14 protein-coding genes are annotated in these 18,929 nt (G+C 62.8%); 9 read left to right on the top strand and 5 right to left on the bottom strand.

The window, feature by feature from the left end; translation table 11 throughout:
• Window positions 1-21 precede the first annotated feature (21 nt).
• Both ACYVGK_RS08595 and phaZ7 read right to left on the bottom strand, forming a co-directional pair.
• Window positions 22-744, bottom strand: coding sequence for an rRNA pseudouridine synthase (locus tag ACYVGK_RS08595; protein WP_460732948.1), 723 nt, complete (start codon window positions 742-744; stop codon window positions 22-24).
• A gap of 98 nt (window positions 745-842) precedes the next feature.
• A complete protein-coding gene (gene phaZ7, locus ACYVGK_RS08590; protein ID WP_460732947.1) occupies window positions 843-2,000 on the bottom strand; it encodes an extracellular native short-chain-length polyhydroxyalkanoate depolymerase PhaZ7 in 1,158 nt (385 codons plus the stop codon).
• Window positions 2,001-2,204: 204 nt separating this feature from the next.
• On the opposite strand from phaZ7, the gene ACYVGK_RS08585 reads away from it, so the two are divergent.
• Window positions 2,205-4,847, top strand: coding sequence for an excinuclease ABC subunit UvrA (locus ACYVGK_RS08585; protein WP_460732946.1), 2,643 nt, complete (start codon window positions 2,205-2,207; stop codon window positions 4,845-4,847).
• A 28-nt stretch (window positions 4,848-4,875) separates the two neighbouring features.
• Here ACYVGK_RS08585 and ACYVGK_RS08580 read toward each other — a convergent pair whose 3' ends face one another.
• Together ACYVGK_RS08580 and ACYVGK_RS08575 are read right to left on the bottom strand one after the other, a co-directional pair.
• Window positions 4,876-6,228 (bottom strand): sensor domain-containing protein, encoded by a 1,353-nt coding sequence (locus ACYVGK_RS08580; protein WP_460732945.1) that lies wholly within the window; start codon window positions 6,226-6,228, stop codon window positions 4,876-4,878.
• Between the two features lie 246 nt (window positions 6,229-6,474).
• Window positions 6,475-7,035, bottom strand: a complete 561-nt coding sequence (locus ACYVGK_RS08575) for a YaeQ family protein (protein ID WP_460732944.1) — start codon at window positions 7,033-7,035, stop codon at window positions 6,475-6,477.
• A gap of 175 nt (window positions 7,036-7,210) precedes the next feature.
• Here ACYVGK_RS08575 and ACYVGK_RS08570 point away from each other — a divergent pair, with 175 nt between their 5' ends.
• The 8 genes from ACYVGK_RS08570 to ACYVGK_RS08535 all read left to right on the top strand — a co-directional run bounded on the left by ACYVGK_RS08570 (window position 7,211) and on the right by ACYVGK_RS08535 (window position 17,731).
• Window positions 7,211-9,229, top strand: coding sequence for a M13 family metallopeptidase (locus ACYVGK_RS08570; RefSeq protein WP_460732943.1), 2,019 nt, complete (start codon window positions 7,211-7,213; stop codon window positions 9,227-9,229).
• 437 nt (window positions 9,230-9,666) lie between these two features.
• Window positions 9,667-11,727, top strand: a complete 2,061-nt coding sequence (locus ACYVGK_RS08565; RefSeq protein ID WP_460732942.1) for a M13 family metallopeptidase — start codon at window positions 9,667-9,669, stop codon at window positions 11,725-11,727.
• Window positions 11,728-11,950: 223 nt separating this feature from the next.
• Window positions 11,951-12,541 (top strand): DUF6151 family protein, encoded by a 591-nt coding sequence (locus ACYVGK_RS08560; RefSeq protein WP_460732941.1) that lies wholly within the window; start codon window positions 11,951-11,953, stop codon window positions 12,539-12,541.
• A gap of 127 nt (window positions 12,542-12,668) precedes the next feature.
• Entirely contained in the window at window positions 12,669-14,915 is a 2,247-nt protein-coding gene (locus tag ACYVGK_RS08555; RefSeq protein ID WP_460732940.1) for a KAP family P-loop NTPase fold protein, read from the top strand.
• A 3-nt stretch (window positions 14,916-14,918) separates the two neighbouring features.
• On the top strand, window positions 14,919-15,593 hold the full coding sequence (locus ACYVGK_RS08550) for a DUF2971 domain-containing protein (protein WP_460732939.1): 675 nt from the start codon (window positions 14,919-14,921) through the stop codon (window positions 15,591-15,593).
• Window positions 15,594-15,749: 156 nt separating this feature from the next.
• Window positions 15,750-16,595, top strand: coding sequence for an N-acyl homoserine lactonase family protein (locus tag ACYVGK_RS08545; protein ID WP_460732938.1), 846 nt, complete (start codon window positions 15,750-15,752; stop codon window positions 16,593-16,595).
• Window positions 16,596-16,799: 204 nt separating this feature from the next.
• Complete coding sequence (locus ACYVGK_RS08540) at window positions 16,800-17,249, top strand: PaaI family thioesterase (RefSeq protein ID WP_460732937.1); 450 nt, start codon at window positions 16,800-16,802, stop codon at window positions 17,247-17,249.
• A 203-nt stretch (window positions 17,250-17,452) separates the two neighbouring features.
• Window positions 17,453-17,731 carry a hypothetical protein gene (locus tag ACYVGK_RS08535; protein WP_460732936.1) on the top strand — a complete coding sequence of 93 codons (279 nt, stop codon included), beginning with the start codon at window positions 17,453-17,455 and terminating at the stop codon, window positions 17,729-17,731.
• A gap of 76 nt (window positions 17,732-17,807) precedes the next feature.
• Here ACYVGK_RS08535 and ACYVGK_RS08530 read toward each other — a convergent pair whose 3' ends face one another.
• A complete protein-coding gene (locus tag ACYVGK_RS08530) occupies window positions 17,808-18,659 on the bottom strand; it encodes a methyltransferase domain-containing protein (protein ID WP_460732935.1) in 852 nt (283 codons plus the stop codon).
• Between the last annotated feature and the right edge of the window lie 270 nt (window positions 18,660-18,929).

Below are 18,929 nucleotides of genomic sequence, written 5' to 3'. Positions count from 1 at the left end.
AGGTCAGCCCAGCCTACGCGTCTAGAACTTCTCGCCCACCGGCAGGTAGCGCCATTCGCCGGGCGGCATCTTGGCCATCGACACCTTGCCTATGCGCAGACGCCGCATGGCCACCACCTGCAGGCCCACTTGCGCGCACATGTCGCGGATCTGTCCGGGCTGCACGTCCTTGAGCGCGAAGCGCAGGCGGAACTCGTTCTGCCAGCTGACCTTGCACGGGGCTAGCTCGCGCCCGCGGTACCGCAAGCCGTGGTTGAGTCGGCGCAGGCCGTACGGCGCGATCTCGCCGGCCACCTCGACGACGAACTCCTGCTCGATCTGCGCGGCGTCCTCGGTGAGCCGGCGCCATACCCGGCCGTCCTGGGACAGCACCATCAGCCCGCTGGCCTCGGCCTCCAGCGGCACCAGCGGGGTCAGGCGCACGAAGTGGCGCTGCAGCAAGCGCACGCCGCTGGGATCGGCTTCCCAACGCGTGGCAGGTGTGACCAGCGCGACCGCCGGTTGGCGCCCCTCGATCGCATCGAAGCCGGCCGGCTTGTGCAACAGCACCGTGGCGGGTTCCGGCGCCTCCAGCACGGCGTCCGGGTCGAGCTCGACGTGCTCGTCCGTGACCGGGTGCTGCGGCGCCTCGACGATCTGGCCGTCTACCGTCACCCAGCCGTTCTCGATGTAGCACTCGGCATCTGCGCGCGAACAACCGGCCAGTTCGGCCACACGTTTGGACAGTCGGACGGGGTCGGGCATGGGGGCGTCTCGGGTGGGGGCGCTACTTTCGCATATGCCGCGACTCGTACCGCGGATGCGGCGCCCTCACGCGCGGCGCCCGCCCGACCCCATCCGGGCTAGCGGTTCACCGCCGGTCCGTTCACGCCCACGTAGCCGTTCGCGCAACCGGTGGTGCACGTTGTCGCCAGCATGTTGTAGACGATCCGGCCGGCGTTGCTCTTGGAGCGGAAGTGGCCGACGCCGCCGCTGGTGTCGCCGCCTCCCTGGTTGTACGGACTGCCGTCGGCCCAGTCCCAGTCGTATGCGTAGGCGCTGCTGCCGAAGCCGATGTCCACCTGCGCCTTCACGTTGCTGGCGGCATTGAACAGCGCGCCGCTGCTGCAGCCAGCGACATAGCTGGTGGTGAAGCAGTGCACCTGGTCGTTGGCGCCGGCGGTGATCGTGTAGTAGCTGATGGTCGAGAGCAGCGCCGGCATCGCGCGCAGGCTGTTGCTGCCGCTGCCGGTCCAGCGGTTGTAACCGTAACCGGCCACGCCGGTGCTCGGGTAGAAGCCGAAGGTGTAGTGGTCGTACGGCCACACGTACGCCTCGGCGTTGCACGTGGGCGCGTAGGGCGACTGGTAGCCGGTGGCGTAGCAGGTGTTGAGCCCGCGCAGGCCGCCGCCGATGTTGACGAAGCGGCGCACGCTGCCCTGGTAGCCGTAGTAGCGCAGCATCGCCAAGGTCATGCTCGAACCCATCGAGTGAGCGACGATGTCCACCTGGCTGCTTCCGGTGTAGGCCTTCACCTTGTCGATGAAGGTCTTGAGCACCTGGTACTTGGCAGGCTCGTGATAGTTGAACTGTGGCGTGGCACGCTCGTCGGCATCCAGGTAGGTGACGCCGAACAGCTCGCAGTCGTTGTAGCCGCGCGCCTTGAGCTCGTCGTACACCGAGTAGGTAGGCGTGGTGTAGCCGGCGCCGACGCTGCCTGGCGGCATATCGAAGCTGATCGCGCTGTCGCCGTTGCCGGGGATGAAGACAACCGGGGTGCGCGTGGCCGTGCAACTGCCACCGCCGAATCCGCCGTTTCCGACGCCGGGATTGAAGCCACCCGCGTACTGGGTGGCGGCGCCCGTGCAGGTGTAGCCGTTGTTGCCGCCGCAATCGAGCGCGTGCGCGGTGGCCGGCAGCAGCAGGGTTGCCGTCCCGAGCAAGGGCAGGGCAAAGGTCAGCAGGGCGGCCGCGGCCGCGGAGCGGAAGAACGGAACGAATCCAAACGTGCTGCGGAACATGCGAGCTCTCCCCAGGTGTCAGTTCGATCACTTCTGTGCAATCGCGCTGATGCTGGTCCTGTCGTCGGGACACGGCCATTGCACTTAAGGGCATGACGCGCTGCGGCATGTAACCTTCTCTCCCTTTTTACGGGATGGTGGATGGCGCCCTTGCCCCAGCTTTCACCCCGAACGACTAGCCTTTAGCTTTCGCAGACCCATCGCATGCCGAGTACCCGTTCCAGCACGAAGAAGACGCCTGTTATCCAACGCGACGACGGCTACGTCCGCGTTCGCGGCGCGCGCGAGCACAACCTCAAGGACGTGGACGTCGACCTCCCACGCGATGCGCTGGTGGTTTTTTCCGGGGTGTCCGGTTCGGGCAAGTCGTCGCTGGCGTTCGGGACCATCTACGCCGAGGCACAACGGCGTTACTTCGAATCCGTCGCCCCCTATGCGCGACGCCTGATCGACCAGGCCGGCGTGCCGGACGTCGATGCCATCGAGGGACTGCCACCGGCGATCGCCTTGCAGCAGCAACGCGGCGCGAGCAATGCGCGCTCCAGCGTCGGCAGCGTCACCACGCTGTCGAGTCTGGTGCGGATGATGTACTCGCGCGCCGGCGCCTATCCGCCGAAACAGGCGATGCTGTATGCCGAGGACTTCTCGCCCAACACGCCGCAGGGCGCGTGCTCCAAGTGCCACGGCCTGGGCCACGTGTTCGAGGTGACCGAGAAGCTGATGGTCCCCGATCCGTCGCTGAGCATCCGCGACAAGGCCATCGCCAGCTGGCCGCCGGCCTGGCACGGGCAGAACCTGCGCGACATCCTGGTTACGCTCGGCTACGACGTCGATTGCCCATGGAAGGATCTGCCGAAGAAGGATCGCGAATGGATCCTCTTCACCGAGGAAACGCCGACGGTGCCGGTGTACGCCGGCTTCACCGTGGCCGAAACCCGCGCCGCGCTCAAGCGCAAGACCGAGCCCAGCTACATGGGCACCTACACCGGCGCGCGGCGCTACGTGCTGCACACCTTCGCCAGTACCCAGAGCGCGCTGATGAAGAAGCGCGTCTCGCGCTACATGGAGGGCCAGCTGTGCCCGCTGTGCGAGGGCAAGCGCCTCAAGCGCGAAGCGTTGTCGGTGACCTTCGCCGGCATCGACATCGGCGAGCTGTCGCGGATGTCGCTCGATCGCGTGGTGGAAATCCTGCAGCCCGTGGCGAACGGTGACTTCGGCGCACAAGAGGGCGGCGAAGCGGATCGCACCGCCACGAAGCGAAGCCGAGCACAACGCGCGGCTTCAAAGCGGGCTACCCACGCCGCGGCGCCGGACGTCCGCCGCACACCGGCGCTATCGGAAGAGAAGCGCCTGGCCGCGCAACGCCTAGCCGAAGGCGTGGTCGCGCGTCTGCACACCCTGCAGGCACTCGGCCTCGGCTATCTGTCGCTCGACCGCACCACGCCAACACTTTCACCCGGCGAGCTGCAACGCTTGCGGCTCGCGACGCAGCTGCGTTCCAATCTGTTCGGCGTGGTCTACGTGCTGGACGAACCCTCCGCCGGCCTGCATCCCGCCGACAGCCAGGCGCTCTACGACGCGTTGGAACAGCTGCGTGACGCCGGCAATTCCGTATTCGTCGTCGAACACGATCTGGAGCTGATGCGACGCGCGCAATGGCTGGTGGATGTCGGCCCCGACGCGGGCGAACGCGGCGGCCAGGTGCTGTACAGCGGTCCGCCTTCGGCGCTGGCCAGCGTCGCCGATTCGCGCACGGCGCAGTTCCTGTTCGGCACCACGCAGGCGCCCTCCAGTCACGCGCGCCAACCGACCGGCTGGCTTGAGCTGCAAGGCATCCATCGCCACAACTTGCACGGCCTCGATGCGCGCATACCGCTGGGCGCGCTGACCGCGGTCACCGGCATCTCCGGTTCGGGCAAGTCCAGCCTGATCGCGCAGGCGCTTACCGAACTGGTGCTGCTGCATCTCGGCCACGAGCCCGAGGACGAAGACGAAGGCACGCCCGATGCACCTACCGTGATCGAACGCACCCGCGGCCATCTGGCCGGCGATGTCGATGCCGTGCAGCGCCTGGTGCAGGTCGACCAGAAGCCGATCGGCCGCACGCCGCGCTCCAATCTGGCGACCTATACCGGCCTGTTCGATCACGTGCGCAAACTCTTCGCCGCAACGCCCGAAGCCAAGCGCCGTCGCTTCGATGCCGGACGCTTTTCCTTCAACGTCGCCAAGGGCCGCTGCGAAACCTGCGAAGGCGAGGGCTTCGTCAGCGTCGAACTGCTCTTCATGCCCAGCGTCTACGCCCCGTGCCCGACCTGCCACGGTGCGCGCTACAACGAAGCCACGCTGCAAGTGCGCTGGAACGGTCGCAACATCGCCGAAGTACTGCGCATGACGGTCGAAGAGGCGGGTGAATTCTTCGCCGCCGAAGACGCCATCGCGCGCCCCCTGGCGCTGCTGCGCGAAATCGGCCTGGGGTATCTGCGCCTGGGTCAGCCCGCGACCGAACTGTCGGGTGGCGAAGCGCAGCGCATCAAGCTCGCCACCGAACTGCAACGCAGCCAGCGCGGTCGCAGCCTGTACGTGCTCGACGAACCCACCACCGGGCTGCACGCCGCCGACGTCGACCGTCTGATGCTGCAACTCCATCGTCTGGTCGATGCCGGCAACACCGTGGTCGTGATCGAACACGAGATGCGCGTGGTCGCCCAGGCGGACTGGGTGATCGATATGGGCCCGGGGGCCGGAGAGAGCGGCGGGCGGATCGTGGTGGAAGGGTTGCCGCGGTCGGTGGCGAAGGCGCGGGGGAGCCGCACGGCCTCGTACCTGGCCGCTACGCTCAAGGGATGAGCGCCGTCAGTCGCAACACCCGAATTTCCTAGGCCGTACTCAGCCGATTCCCACCGCAACGCTTGGCCGCATACATCGCGCTGTCCGCGTGCTGCAGCAGCGGTTTGCGCTCGGCGCCATTGTCTGGATGCAGCGCCATGCCGATGCTGGCGCTGATCTCGATGTCGTGGCCTTCGAGTTGGTAGGGCTGTTCCAGTGCCGCACGGATCTGCTCGCCTACATTCAAGGCGACGGAAGCCTGCCCGATACCAGGTAGCAGCACCACGAATTCGTCGCCGCCCAGACGCGCCACGGTGTCGGTGTGTCGCACGCAACGCCGGATGCGCTCGCCGGCTTCGCGTAGCAGCGAATCGCCGAGGGCGTGTCCGTGCAGGTCATTGACGCGCTTGAAGCCGTCGAGGTCCAGGTACAACACGGCCATGAGCTGGCGGTCGCGCTGCGCGACCGACAGTGCTCGTTCGAGCGTGTCGTTGAAATGGCTGCGGTTGACCAGGCCAGTCAATGCATCGTGGTTGGCCAGGTAGGCCAGCCAGGCGCGGTTGCGCGTGCGCTCGATGGCCGCCGCGATCTGCGCCGACACGAATTGCAGCAGCTGCATGTCCTGCGCGGTGTAGCGTGTCGTGCTGTCGTAGCTTTGCACCACCAGCGCGCCGATTACGCCGCCCGCCGTGGTCAGCGGTACGCCCAGCCAGCCGATCGATTCGTGCCCGACGACCGAATACAGGTGTCCGGGCAAGGCGGGGCGGGTTTCGGGAGTCAGCAGCAGCGGCTCGCCGGTACGGATCACATGATTGGACAGCGTATGCATGTCCAGCGGCAGTGCCGCGGGTGCCGAGTCGTGTTCGTCGACGAAGTAGGGGAACACGACCCTGTCCCGATCGGCATCACGCATCGCGACGAAGCAATTCACCGCGGGCAGCAGCCCGTCGATGATGCGGTGGATGCGCTGGAACAGCGATGGCATGTCGGATTCGGCATGGGCCGCCTCCGAGATTTCCAGCAGCGCCGTCTGCACCGCTTCGGCGCGCTTGAGTTCGCTGATGTCGTGGGCGACGGCGACGCGCACGCGATGGGCTTCGGACCAGCTTGCCGACCACTGGATATGGACCACACGCCCGTCCTTGCGGACGTAGCGGTTCTGGAAGTGGAACTTGGAATCGCCGGCCATGATTTCGCGCGCGGCATCCAGCGTGCGTTCGCGGTCGCCTGGATGCACCAGGTCGATCATCTGTCGGCCCAGTACTTCCTGCGCGCTGTAACCGAAGATGCGTTCGTAAGCCGCATTGACCCACAGATACCGACCCTGCTCATCGACCACGCACACGGCGTCGAGCAGCAGGTCCAGCAGTTCGGCGACGGGCAGATGCGGGCTAGTGGGCATCGGAAGGGAAGGGAGCGGGCGATCAAACCAGGGCGGCGCCTTCCATGACCGGGATACAGTAAACGGGAAGAGGGGGCGATTCACCCTACCTGCTCCCGTGGGCGGCCCTCTTCGGATGAATGGTTGTCCCGGCTGACGAAAAAGAACGGTCGCCCCTTACCGATGGCACTCGGATTCGAGGCCAATCCCCGCTAGGCCGTGCGCAGCATGGAACGTGGCCGCTCCTGACTGCGGCTCAACCCTCGGTCAAGCGGACGTCACGGTCGTCGAACCCATACGTACGGTCGGCCGCACGGCGATGTTGCGCTCGGCATCCATCAGCTGCAGTTCGCCGTCCTGGATCATTGCGGTCAGTCGCATGCCTCGATCGAACAGAACGGTGATCGCATCGACGTCCTTCGCTGCGATGTCGATGACTGTCAGGTTCTTCTGCCGCGCAAGCGCCGCGGCATTCTTGTTCCACCACACGTCGGCGGCCTGACCGCCGTAGGTGATCACGACTACCTGCTGCGAGCGGCCGCATGCCTTGCGGATGCGAGACTCGTCCGGCTGGCCCAGCTCGATCCATTGCTCGATCTCGCCGGTGTAGTCATGCCGCCACAGCGTCGGCTCGTCCTCATCGCTCAGGCCCCGACCGAACTCCAGCCGCTCATCGGCGTACAGCGCGAAAGCCAGCAACCGCACCATCAGGCGCTCGTCGGTTTCCGACGGATGCTGCGCCAGGGTGAGGTTGTGCGAAGCGTAGTAGTGCCGGTCCATGTCGCTGACCTGCAACTCGGCCTTGATGACGGTGGCCTTGAGTGCCATGAGGTCCCTGGCTGCTGAGGCCGGTCGGAAAGATTCACTATTCTAGAGGTACGGCGCTGCACGCGTTGGTTTTTCGGTCCTCGACCGTGAATGGCTCAGGCAGTACCTGTGGGACGGTTGCGCGAATGGGCTTGTGGCTATAGTCGCCGCCACCACAGCCCAGGAAGGAATCCTCGTGATCAAGTCCAGTCTTTCCGTCGTGCTGCTTGCCGCGGCCGCTTCGGCCTCCGCTGGCGCGGTGCACGGCATCCATCCCGAAGACATGAACCGCGGCGCCGACGCCTGCACCGACTTCTTCGATTACGCCAACGGCAACTGGCGCAAGGAAAACCCGATTCCCGATTACATGGACCGCTGGAGTCGCCGCTGGCAGTCCGGCGAGGTCAACAAGGAACACGTCCGCGACATCCTCACCGAACTGTCCGCGCGCACCGACTGGCCCAAGGGCAGCTCGGGTCAGCTCGCCGGCGACTTCTACGCCGCGTGCATGGACGAATCGCGCATCGACGCGCTCGGCAGCAAGCCGGTCCAGCCTTGGCTCAACGAGATCGGCGCCATCAAGGACAAGGCCGGCCTGCAGCGCGTGATCGGCAAGCTGCACGACGTGGGCGTCTTCGTGCCCTTCATCGTCTACTCCGGCGAAGACATGCACGACCCAACCAGAACCATCGCGGACATCTACGCCGGTGGCCTGGGCATGCCGGACCGCGACTACTACCTCAAGCCCGAGCCGCGCTTCGTCGAAGCGCGCGCGAAATACGTAGAGCATGTGGCGAAGCTCTTCGAGCTCGCCGGCACTGCGCCGGCGCAGGCGAAGCAGAACGCCGAAACCGTCTTCGCCTTCGAAAAGCGCCTGGCCGAAGCCTCCTTCGACAACGTGCAACAGCGCGATCCCAAGCTGCAGGACCACCTGACCGCATTCGCCGATCTGTCCAAGGTCGCGCCCGGCTTCAACTGGGCGAAGTACTTCGACGACGCCCATATGCCGCACGACGCGGTGAATGTCCGGCAGCCGAAGTTCATGCAACAGGTCGGGAAGGAACTGACCGCGACCCCGATCGCGCATTGGCACACCTACCTGCAGTGGCAGGTGCTCAACAACGCTGCCGATACGCTGTCCAAGCCCTTCGTCGAAGAGAACTTCGCCTTCAACGGCAAGTTCCTCACCGGCGCCACCGAGATCAAGCCGCGCTGGAAGCGCTGCGCCGAACTCACCGACCAGCAGCTCGGCGAAGCGCTCGGGCAGAAGTATGTGGAGAAGTACTTCCCGCCGGAAGCCAAAGCGAAGATGCAGGAGATGGTGAAGAACATCCTGCTCGCGATGGACGACACCATTCGCGAACTCGACTGGATGGATGAAGCGACCAAGAAGAAAGCGCTGGAAAAGCGCTCGACCTTCTTCCCTAAGCTCGGTTATCCGGACAAGTTCAAGGACTACAAGGGCGTGGTCGTTTCGCGCGCCTCGGCCTTCGACAACGTCCTCGCCGCCTCGCGCTGGAACGTCACCGACGTACGGAGCCAGGTCGGCAAGCCGACCGACCGCAGCCGCTGGGGCATGACCCCGCCGACGTCCAACGCGTACTACAACCCGCTGCAGAACGAGATCGTGTTCCCGGCCGGTATCCTGCAACCGCCCGCGTTCGACGTTAACGCCAGCGATGCCGTGAACTACGGCGCGATCGGCGTGGTCATCGGCCACGAGATCAGCCACGGCTTCGACGACCAGGGCTCGCAGTTCGACGCACAGGGCCGACTGTCCAACTGGTGGACGCCCGAGGACGGCAAGAAGTTCGAAGCCAAGGGGATGTGCGTGGTGAAGCAGTTCGAGGGCTACTTCATCGAACCGGGCGTGCACCACAACGGCAAGCTGGTACTGGGCGAATCGATCGGCGACCTCGCCGGCGCCAAGATCGCCTACCGCGCGTACCTGAAGTCACGCGAAGGCAAGGGCCCGGAACCGACCATCGACGGCTTCACCCCCGAGCAGCAGTTCTTCATTGCCTGGGGTCAATGGCGTGGTGATGAAACGCGTCTGGAAACCCAGCGCACGATGATCCAGGGCGACCCACACCCGATCGCGAAGTACCGCGTCAACGGCCCGTTCTCGAACCTGCCGGAGTTCCGCGCGGCGTTCCAGTGCAAGGCCACGGATGCGATGGTGCGTCCGGAAGCGGATCGCTGCGAGGTTTGGTAAGGCCCTGCTGGAAGCAAAGCTAAACAACACGCCTCGCCCTTCTCCCCGCGACAGCGGGGAGAAGGTGCCCGAAGGGCGGATGAGGGGCAGCTTTTGCTACCTCCTCGCCACACCCCTCACCCTGCGTTGCTGCGCAACGCGGTCCCTCTCCCCGCAAGCGGGGCGAGGGAGATCTTCTCCTTCTCCCCGCGTGCGGGGAGAAGGTCGAAGCGGGCGATAGCCCGCTGAGGGGAGGGCGGATGAGGGGCGCTTTTTGCTCTATAGGGCAGGGCGCACAACAAGTAGACCGCTTAACACTTCAGCCCATACCCCCGCGCATCGAACTTTGCCAACTCCGTCCTTCCACGCCCCAACCCCCAACCCAGACTATCGGCCTACGACACCCGCCCATCCCGCACGCTAGTCTCGGCCCCCTTACACCGGGGAAACCGCACCACATGAAGCCTTCACGTCTGACCCTGAGCCTGGCGCTTGCCGCCACGCTGACCGTCTCGTCGGCCTACGCCGCCGACGCACCCTCCAAAGCCAAACCGCAACTCGGCAGCTTCGGCGTCGATCTCACCGCGCAGGACACCAAGATCAAGCCGGGCGACGACTTCAACCGCTTCGTCAACGGCCACTGGCTCGACAGCTACGAGCTGAAGGATTACGAGACCTCCTACGGCTCCTTCAACATGCTGCGCGACCAGTCCGAAGCGCAGGTGCACGCGATCATCGAAGAACTGCAGCAGCGCAAGGATCTCGCCGCCGGCAGCGAAGCGCAGAAAGTGCGCGACTACTACGCCAGCTACATGGACCGCGCCGCGCGCGATGCCGCCGGCATCCAGCCGCTGAAGCCGGTCCTCGACCGCATCGCCAAGATCAAGAACAACGCCGGCCTCATCGCCGCCTTCGGCAACACCGACCTCGACGGCACCAACGCGCCGGTAGGGTTCGGTGTCGACCTCGACCGCAAGGACCCCGACAAGTACCTCATCGGCCTGCGCGTCGGCGGCCTGGGCCTGCCGGACCGCGACTACTACCTCAACCAGGACGCTCGCTTCGTCGACATCCGCAAGGCGTACGTCGAGCATATTCAGACCATGCTCGGCTTCGCCGGCATCAAGGATTCGAAGGCGCGCGCCGAAGCCGTCCTCGCGCTCGAAACCGAGCTCGCCAAGCCGATGTGGGAACGCGCGCAGCTGCGTAACCGCGACAAGACCTACAACGTCTCCACCTTCGCCGAACTCGCCAAGCAGTACCCGGGCTACGACTGGGCCGCGCAGGCCAAGGCGCAAGGCATGCCCACGCCGGACCGCATCAACGTGCTCACCCCCAGCGCCGTGCAGCCGGTGCTCGACGTGATCGCGAAGACCCCGCTGGCCGTGTGGCGCGACTACCTGACCTTCCACGCCGTACGCGGCAACGCCCCGCTGCTCAGCAAGCAGATCGACGATGCCAACTTCGCCTTCAACGGCACCGTGTTGAACGGCCAGAAGGCGCAGCGCGAAGACTGGAAGCGCGGCGTCGGCCTCGTCGGTGACACCGATGGCCTGGGCGACGCGCTGGGCAAGATCTATGTCGAACGCCACTTCTCGCCGCAGGCCAAGGCCGCGATGAAGCAGCTGGTGGAAAACCTGCGCACCGCGCTGCGCAACAACATCGCCAAGATCGACTGGATGGGCGAGGCCACCAAGGCCGAGGCCTACCGCAAGCTCGACACCTTCCGTCCCAAGGTCGGCTACCCGGACAAGTGGCGCGATTACAGCAGCGTCAAGATCGTCCCCGGCAGCCTGATGGCGAACGTGATGGAGATGCGTCGCTACGAGCGTAACGACACCAACCGCCGCATCGGCACCAAGCCGGACCGCGACGAGTGGTTCATGACGCCGCAGACCGTCAACGCCTACTACAACTCGACCTTCAACGAGATCGTGTTCCCGGCCGCGATCCTGCAGGGGCCGTTCTTCGACCTCAACGCCGACCCGGCCGTGAACTACGGCGGCATCGGCGCCGTGATCGGCCACGAAATGGGCCACGGCTTCGACGACCAGGGCAGCAAGTCCGACTACGCCGGCATCCAGCGCAACTGGTGGACCGATGCCGACCGCACCGGCTTCGACGCGAAGACCAAGGCGTTGGGCGCGCAGTACGACGCCTTCTGCCCAATTGAAGGCCAGTGCGTCAACGGCTCGCTGACGATGGGCGAAAACATCGGCGACCTCGGCGGCATCTCGATGGCGTACACCGCTTATCAGCTCAGCCTCGGCGGCAAGCCCGCCCCGGTGATCGACGGCCTGACCGGCGAACAGCGCTTCTTCCTGTCGTGGGGCCAGATCTGGAAGGGCAAGTACCGCGAGCAGGCGCTGCTCAACCTGATCAAGACCAACCCGCACTCACCGTCGCAGTACCGTGCGAATGGCCCGCTGCGCAACTTCGACCCGTGGTACCAGGCCTGGGGCGTGAAGCCGGGCGATGCGATGTACCTCGAGCCGGAGAAGCGGGTGCGGATCTGGTGATTTGATTGAAGACGACGAAGCCCGCGAAAGCGGGCTTCGTTTTATCCGTCTACCTGGCGATGCTTCATCGCGAAGGTGCACGAAGGTGCCCGAAACATGGCATTTCCCTTCTCCCCGCAAAGCGGGGAGAAGGTGCCCGCAGGGCGGATGAGGGGCCGCTTTTGCTTTTGCCCCCAACTAATGGAAACTCCCAACAGCGCACATTCCAGGACGTGCCCCACCAATGAAGCTGCCCCTCCGCTGCCACTGCGGCAAAGTCCGCGGCGAACTAGAAACAACCCGCGCCTACACCCGCGCAACCTGCTACTGCAAAGACTGCCGCGCCTTCGCCAACTTCCTCGCCGTCCCCGGTGTTCTCGATGAAAGCGGCGGCACAGACGTAGTCCCCACCGCCCCATCCGCCGTCCACTTCACCGCCGGCACCGAACACATCGCGTGCATGTCGCTAAGCCCCAAAGGCCTACTGCGCTGGTACGCCTCCTGCTGCCGCACCCCACTGGGCAACACCCCGCGCACACCGAGCGCGCCCTACGTGGGCATGGTGACCACCTGCTTCGACGCCACGCCGCAGGTGGTGGACGCGGCATTCGGCCCGCGTAATCGCATCGTGCTCAACACCCAATCCGCGACTGCACCGGTGAAGTCCACACCGCTCGCTTTCGTAACGGGCGGCTTGCGCATCCTCGCCGGGGTCCTCGGTGCGCGGCTGCAGCGGGAGCGTGCCTCGCCGTTCTTCGATGCTGGTGGGCGGCCGTTGCGTGAGCCGGAGGCGATCAGTCGTGAGAGGCGGGCTGAGTTGGAGCGAAGAGGTTGAGTCGGTCTCTTCTTGTTTGAGTCAATGGAGAGACGACTATGAGTACTCCAATTAAGTCTCTATCACCAGACAGCGTGTCAGTTCGCAAGGTGAATTTGGCAATTTTAGGCTCGGAGCAAGCAACGGAATGAAAGCTACAGACAGCATTGGCGTGGCTTCAGGTCATGACGCGCCCGTCTTCTACAAATCGGACGATCAATACAATCGCTGGCCTGTTGCGACCGCAATTTCCCGCGCAATCCAGTCTTCGCCCTTGGCGTGGTCAACGCGAATTGGGTTGTACGGGCAGTGGGGGGAGGGCAAGACCTCGGTTCTAAACTTTCTCGCCAAGCAGCAGGCTGAAGCAGGGAACGTGGTTATTCGTTACACGTCATGGGGCGCTTCTTCAGATGATGAAGTTTGGCGTGGATTTTCCAAGGCTTTGCGAGATGGGCTCAGGCGAGCTAGGACAAGCATCGGCCGGTCCGCGAGTTTTGCGTATCTTGCTCGTAGATATGCGCCCATTTTGGCAAGTGCAGTCAAGGCTGGCGGGAAGGCAGTGAATCTGAAGGCGCCAGGCGTTTCAATTGGCACCGACTTTGCTTCGGAGCTTATCCAAAAACATCTCAAGGTCACGAAGAAGGATGTGACTGCAATGGCTGACGTTCTGGGTGATCGCCGTGTCATCGTCATCATTGATGACCTTGATAGGGCTGATCCGGCGGTCATTCCGAAACTGTTGCTGGCTCTCCGGGATCTGCTCGACTATTCGCGATTCACCTTCGTGCTCGCGTTTGACAAACCCGTGATAGTAAAAGCTCTCGCCGCATACAACGCTGCTTGGATAGGTGGCGGAGAAGACTTTCTAAACAAGATCATCGACTTTCCATTCGAGTTGCCATCGCCATTGGCAAGTCAAGTTCAGAGGCTTGCTGAAGATCAATTCGCAAAGTTGTGTCCGTTCGTGCCCGTTGACTCGCTGCGGGCCATTTCTTCGTCGCTTCCGTCGAATCCGCGAAAGGTAAAGCTCTTGGGTCGGATGTTGGCCATTAGCCGATCGGAAGCCGAGCGGCATGAGATTGGAGAGATTAATTGGCAGATAGCGATCTTGTTTGCCCTTCTGCGTCTTGAAAGTGAGGGTTTAGCGAGCGACCTGTTGAACATGTCGATGGACATGGAATCTGACGAGTCAAGGTGGCTGCATTGGGCTCTCCTGGATAAGGAGGAGCGAGAGAGGGCTCAGGCGGATGGTGTGAGTAAGCTGGTCGAGAAGCATTCGCTGAGCGATCGAAAAGAACGTGTGGAGAAACTTGTCTTGGCGTGGTCGGAGGCAGTGCCGTCCATGATTGGGGAAGGGCTTCGCTATCATGCAATGTTCGGTATCTCGCCGCACTCACTGACTTGGGGCGAGTTCAAACAGTTCCTAAAAGAGTGGCGGTCCGATAAGGGTCCTGCACGTATCGGGACGCTTGTTTCCACAATGGCTGCTAGGTCACTACAGGCCGACAGGGCGGTCGCGCACGAATTTGGCGAGTCATTGCTCGGCTACTATGCAATGGTTCTTGAAAGTGCCGCCAACGCTGAGAGCGGTAAGGCTCACCTGTCGTTGATGCAAGAAGCTTCCGATTGTTTGGATTTGGCTGGGCAGTCGTTTATAGATTCCGGTGATCAACTTTTTGATCGGGAAGATCGTCTTAGTTTTTGGCAGCGCTTGCATGGTATTGCCGCTAAGTGGCGGCACTTCAACGCGAATCCGGAGGAGCCGGAACTTAGGGCGCAAGAGACACGTTTGCTAGTTGGCTTCGCCCGGAGCTTGAACATGCCGATGCAGATATATGAGGTCATTCGGCCATGGGCTGATCCGGATTGGATTTGGGGCGAGCGGCAAGCACAACTCGAAGCTGATTTTCGAGCTGAGCTGCAAGCTGCGGTCGAGGATGGGGCTATTGATGCAGCTCTTGGGTTCTTGAAGACGGCCGGCCAGGTCAAGCAACTGCGCTCTGGAGAAAAGAACTTTGGCGCCAGGTACCTCTTGACGTCTCCGAAGAGCCCGCTTTTCACCGGCGTGCGAAAGAAGGACCTTTTGACAATTCTTTTGAATCGGCTGGGTACCAGCTATGTAGTTGAAGATGGTGTTGATTACTTGGCGATGATTCTCGCGGCTATCCCCCACGGAGATCAGTTCTGTCGCAGCAATGAGCGAGAAAAGTTCTTGAACGAGCATCAAGACTTTTCAGTAGCGCTGTGGAACTTATGCGTCTCCCAGCCAAGTCAATTCAGAGGGCTCCAGGCGCTGCGTGAACGGCAGAAAACTCTAGTCAAAGCAGGGATCAGGGGCGAGCTGCTTGCCGCTCCTGATTGGCTCGAGGTCGGCGCGGATCGTGAGGGGCGATAGTTGATGCTTCTTTACAAGTACAAAGGTGCAAGCGAGCTTTTACATTTACTCGACATTGCCGTCCATGAGCGCCTTTATTGCCAAACGTACTCCAAGCTCAATGACCCTTTTGAAGGTCAGTTTCGCAGCATTGTCAGATATGCAAATGTTGGGAACTTAGGCTTCCCGAGCAGCGCGCCTGCGCCACTTCGTCATTCGCGGATTGGTTATCACAACGTCGAAGAATTGCTTGTACCAGGCGGAACCCGTGTGTGCAGTTTGTCGTCAACACTGACAGATGTTCGCATGTGGTCGCTCTACGCTGACAGCCATCGAGGTGTGTCAATTGAGATTGACTTCACGGGCGCTGAGGATGATGTTCGCCGAGTTGAGTACTTCAGCGATCTGCCAAAGTTCGGAACAACTATTCTGGCCGGCGCAACACCTGAACAGGTTCTCTCCTGCAAGACGATGCACTGGGAGTACGAGCAGGAATACCGCATTGTCGGCCAAAATGAGTACTACGAGATCCATCGCCGAATTAGGCGCGTTATTGTCGGGCTGCGCACGCCGGACGATTTGATCCTACTGCTGAAGAAGGTCATGCATCCACGCGTCACCATTGCAAAGGCCAGGCTCGACCACGAGGGAGTGGCGATACAGGTGGGCGATGTGCTGCGCGAAGGTGTGCCGGATTAGGCGGCCGTACGATCAAAGGAGACGGAGGTAATTAAGCGAGGCTAATTACCTCCGTCCCCTTTTTCGAAAGCAGCTAGCCCCTGTCTCGCAAATGGATAGGCCTGCGCTGCGCCGCCATACAATCCAGCTCTGTCTATCGCCTTTGTCGAGACCCTCATGTTCACCACCAAAATTCTCGCGCGCACGCTGTTGCTTGCAGCACTGGCCACTTCGTCTGCCGTAGCCAAAGAAAACGTAGCCAAGGTGGCCCTGGCGCGCCTGGACTGCGGCAATGAGCCGCAGCCGGTAAGTGTGGCTTCGTTCTCCGATACGTTCGCCTATCCGGATCTCAAGTTGCCGCTCACGTACAGCTGCTATCTGATCCGTCACGGCGACCGCTACATGCTCTGGGACACGGGCAATGCGCTGGATGGCGCGCCCGAAGCTCCCAAGGTTCCGCTCGTGGATCTGCTGGCGCGCATCGGGGTTCCGGTCGACAAGGTCGACTATGTGGGTATCAGCCATCACCATCTGGATCACACGGGGCAGGCCACTTCATTCCCCAAGTCCACGCTGTTGATCGGCAAGGGCGATTGGGATTTCTTGAGTGCAAAACAGCCGCCCAATGGCATGGATGCCAAGGAGTTCGCGATGCGTAGCGCGCGGCTGGCGCCCTGGATTTCGGGCGGCGGCAAGGTGGAACTGCTGACCCGCGATCGCAAGGATGTGTTCGGCGACGGCACGGTGATCATGGTCAGTCTGCCGGGGCACACGCCGGGACACCATGGCTTGCTCGTCAAGCTCGAGAAGACTGGCTACTTGCTGCTGACCGGCGATGTGTCGCACTTCCATGAAAACTATGAGAGCAACGGCATTCCGATCTGGAACGCGAACCGGGCCGATTCGCTCGCTTCGCTGGACCGTTTCAAGGCCATTGCCCGAAACCTCCATGCGACCGTGATCATCCAGCACGATCCCCGTGATATTGGAAAGCTGCCGGCGTTTCCGCGCTTTGCGGAGTAGGAACCCACCCACAAGGCATGCGTTATCGCGGACCTTGTGCTTTTTGAAGGCGGGAGCAAAAGCGCCCCTCATCCGCCCTCTGGGCACCTTCTCCCCGCGTTGCGGGGAGAAGGGCAAGCTTGAAACAGGGGGCAGCGTCCAAGAACAAGGGGTCAGAGTCGACTTTCCGCCCGCCAGAGACTGACTTGCTACGAAGACTCGCCAATGACCCCTAATCCCGCCTACGTCGCCGCTATCCAACAAAGCGTCCACGACGCGCCCTATCCGCACTTGATCGGCATGACCATCGCCGAACTGGCGTTCGACCGCTGCCGGATCGAGCTCGCCTTGGGCGAGCGCCACATGCAGCCGTTCGGCATCGTGCACGGCGGCGTGCTGGCCACGCTGATCGACACAGCGACGTTCTGGGCCGGATTCATGCGCTTGCCGGAGGACGCTGGCTTGGTGAACGTTGACCTGAAGCTCAACTACCTCAAGGCGGTGGCCGGCGGACACATATACGCCGAAGGGCGCTGCCTGCGCGCGGGCCGACAGCTCAGCTATACCGAAGCCAGCGTGTTTGACGCAGCCGGGGAACTGGTTGCGCACGGGACCTCGACGCTGATGGCGCTGCCGGGCAAGGGGCTGAAGCTGGGCGTCGCGAAGTTCCTTTGATCGGAAAGACGAATAGCTCCGAGTAAAGGGGCTGGTTCATTTATCCGTTTCTCGTAAATGCCCTCGACCCTCTTGATTCGCCCTTTTGAGTTCAGGCGTCCGACCTTGATCGGTCCGGCAGGCACGTCGGAGGGGCTGCTGCCGGTTTTCACTCCACGCCCCCTGCGTTAACCTTGCGGCGTTCCGAAAGCAGGATTGAATGTATGAGAGCCACCGTCGTCGGTCTCGTGACGCCGCATCTGCTGCGCGTTGTCGACCTCGCCACCAAGGCAGAGCAGGGCGTGAACGTGGACTGGCATCTGCGCGATGCCGTGGCCAAGACGATGGGCGAGTTGGGCGACCAGCACAACGCGTCGGCATTGGTGGCGTCGTATATCGAGGGGCTGGAGGCCGCTGCAGGCCAAGCGCCGAAGACCCGCGTGGCGTACATCCGCGTCCTGCAGGCCGCGACCGCGGCTGCGCGCAATCTCAGGCGCGATTGAAGGGGCGTAAGACAGGGGGCAGGGTGCACCTGCTGGAAAGCCAACTCTGACCTGTTTCGGACCAGGGCGCGGGCCATCACCTCCGCCCCACCGCACAAAGAGTGAGATTCGGAATCCGGATTCCCCCCTCGGCTTGCGTGTGCCGCTGAAGCTTTTCTGCGAGCCTGTGCCGAAACTCCGCCAGCTGCTGTGGCGTCTTGTCGGAAAGCAGCGCAGCGAAGGCAGGCGAAACATCCACGAGGTACTGGGTGCAGTCATCGGTGGACGCGAACTGCAGGGTCAGCGACACCTCTTCGACACGAACATCCAGGAACCCGGCATCACGCATCTGTCTTTCCAGCGAATGTCCCGGCGAAGACGGTTCTGCTGCGCTCTCCGCTGGTAGATCGAACATCTCCCGGGTGACGTCGCTCGCAAGGCTCGCCAAGGGGCGGGCTCTCGGTCCCGCTTCCCAGACCGCGCCGGCGAACGAGCCAGAGGGGCGCAGCATGCGTCGTATAGCGACCAACGCGTTCGACGGATCCGTCAGATCAGATGGCCCCCAGCGCCAGAGAATGGCGTCGAAGCTGCCGTCGGGGAAGCACAGTCGCTCTGCATCCGCTTCCATGAACTCCACGTTCGTCAGCCCCGATGCCATTGCTCTTTCTCGGGCGATATCGAGCATGCGGGAGGAAATATCCGTCGCTACGACACGTCCTGCGGGACCAACACGGCTTGCCGCCAGCAGGGCGGGCTCGCCAATGCCGGTGGCAATGTCCAATACGCGATGGCCGGGGCCAATTCCCGCAAGCTCGATCATGCGTTCGCTTACACCTCGGGCACCGCTCTCGATGAGCGGCCACCATGTATTCCAGCCAGCGGCAACGCCATCCCACTGATGGCGTTGTTCGTCCTTGTAACGGTCCGGGTCATTGGTTCGCGTGCTCATGATTCGATCTCCTGCCTACTGCCAGACGGCACTAAAGAGGATATGCGGGCGACGGTCAGCGAAGGCCCGCATTACGTTAAGCGACAGCGGAAACAGGGGTCACAGTCGACTTTTTCTTGAAGAAGGAAGGAAGCCCGCGAAAGCGGGCTTCGTTTTATCCATCTCTAGCAAGGGGCAGTCTGCATTTTCAAGCCCGTCGATCTTTATTTGCGCGCCCCCGGATTCGAAATCCAGAGAAATTACAAGCCGTCTCTTGGCGGATGGCTGTGC

The organism is Lysobacter tyrosinilyticus (genome assembly GCF_054779815.1).
This window is presented reverse-complemented; position numbering and strand designations above follow the sequence as displayed.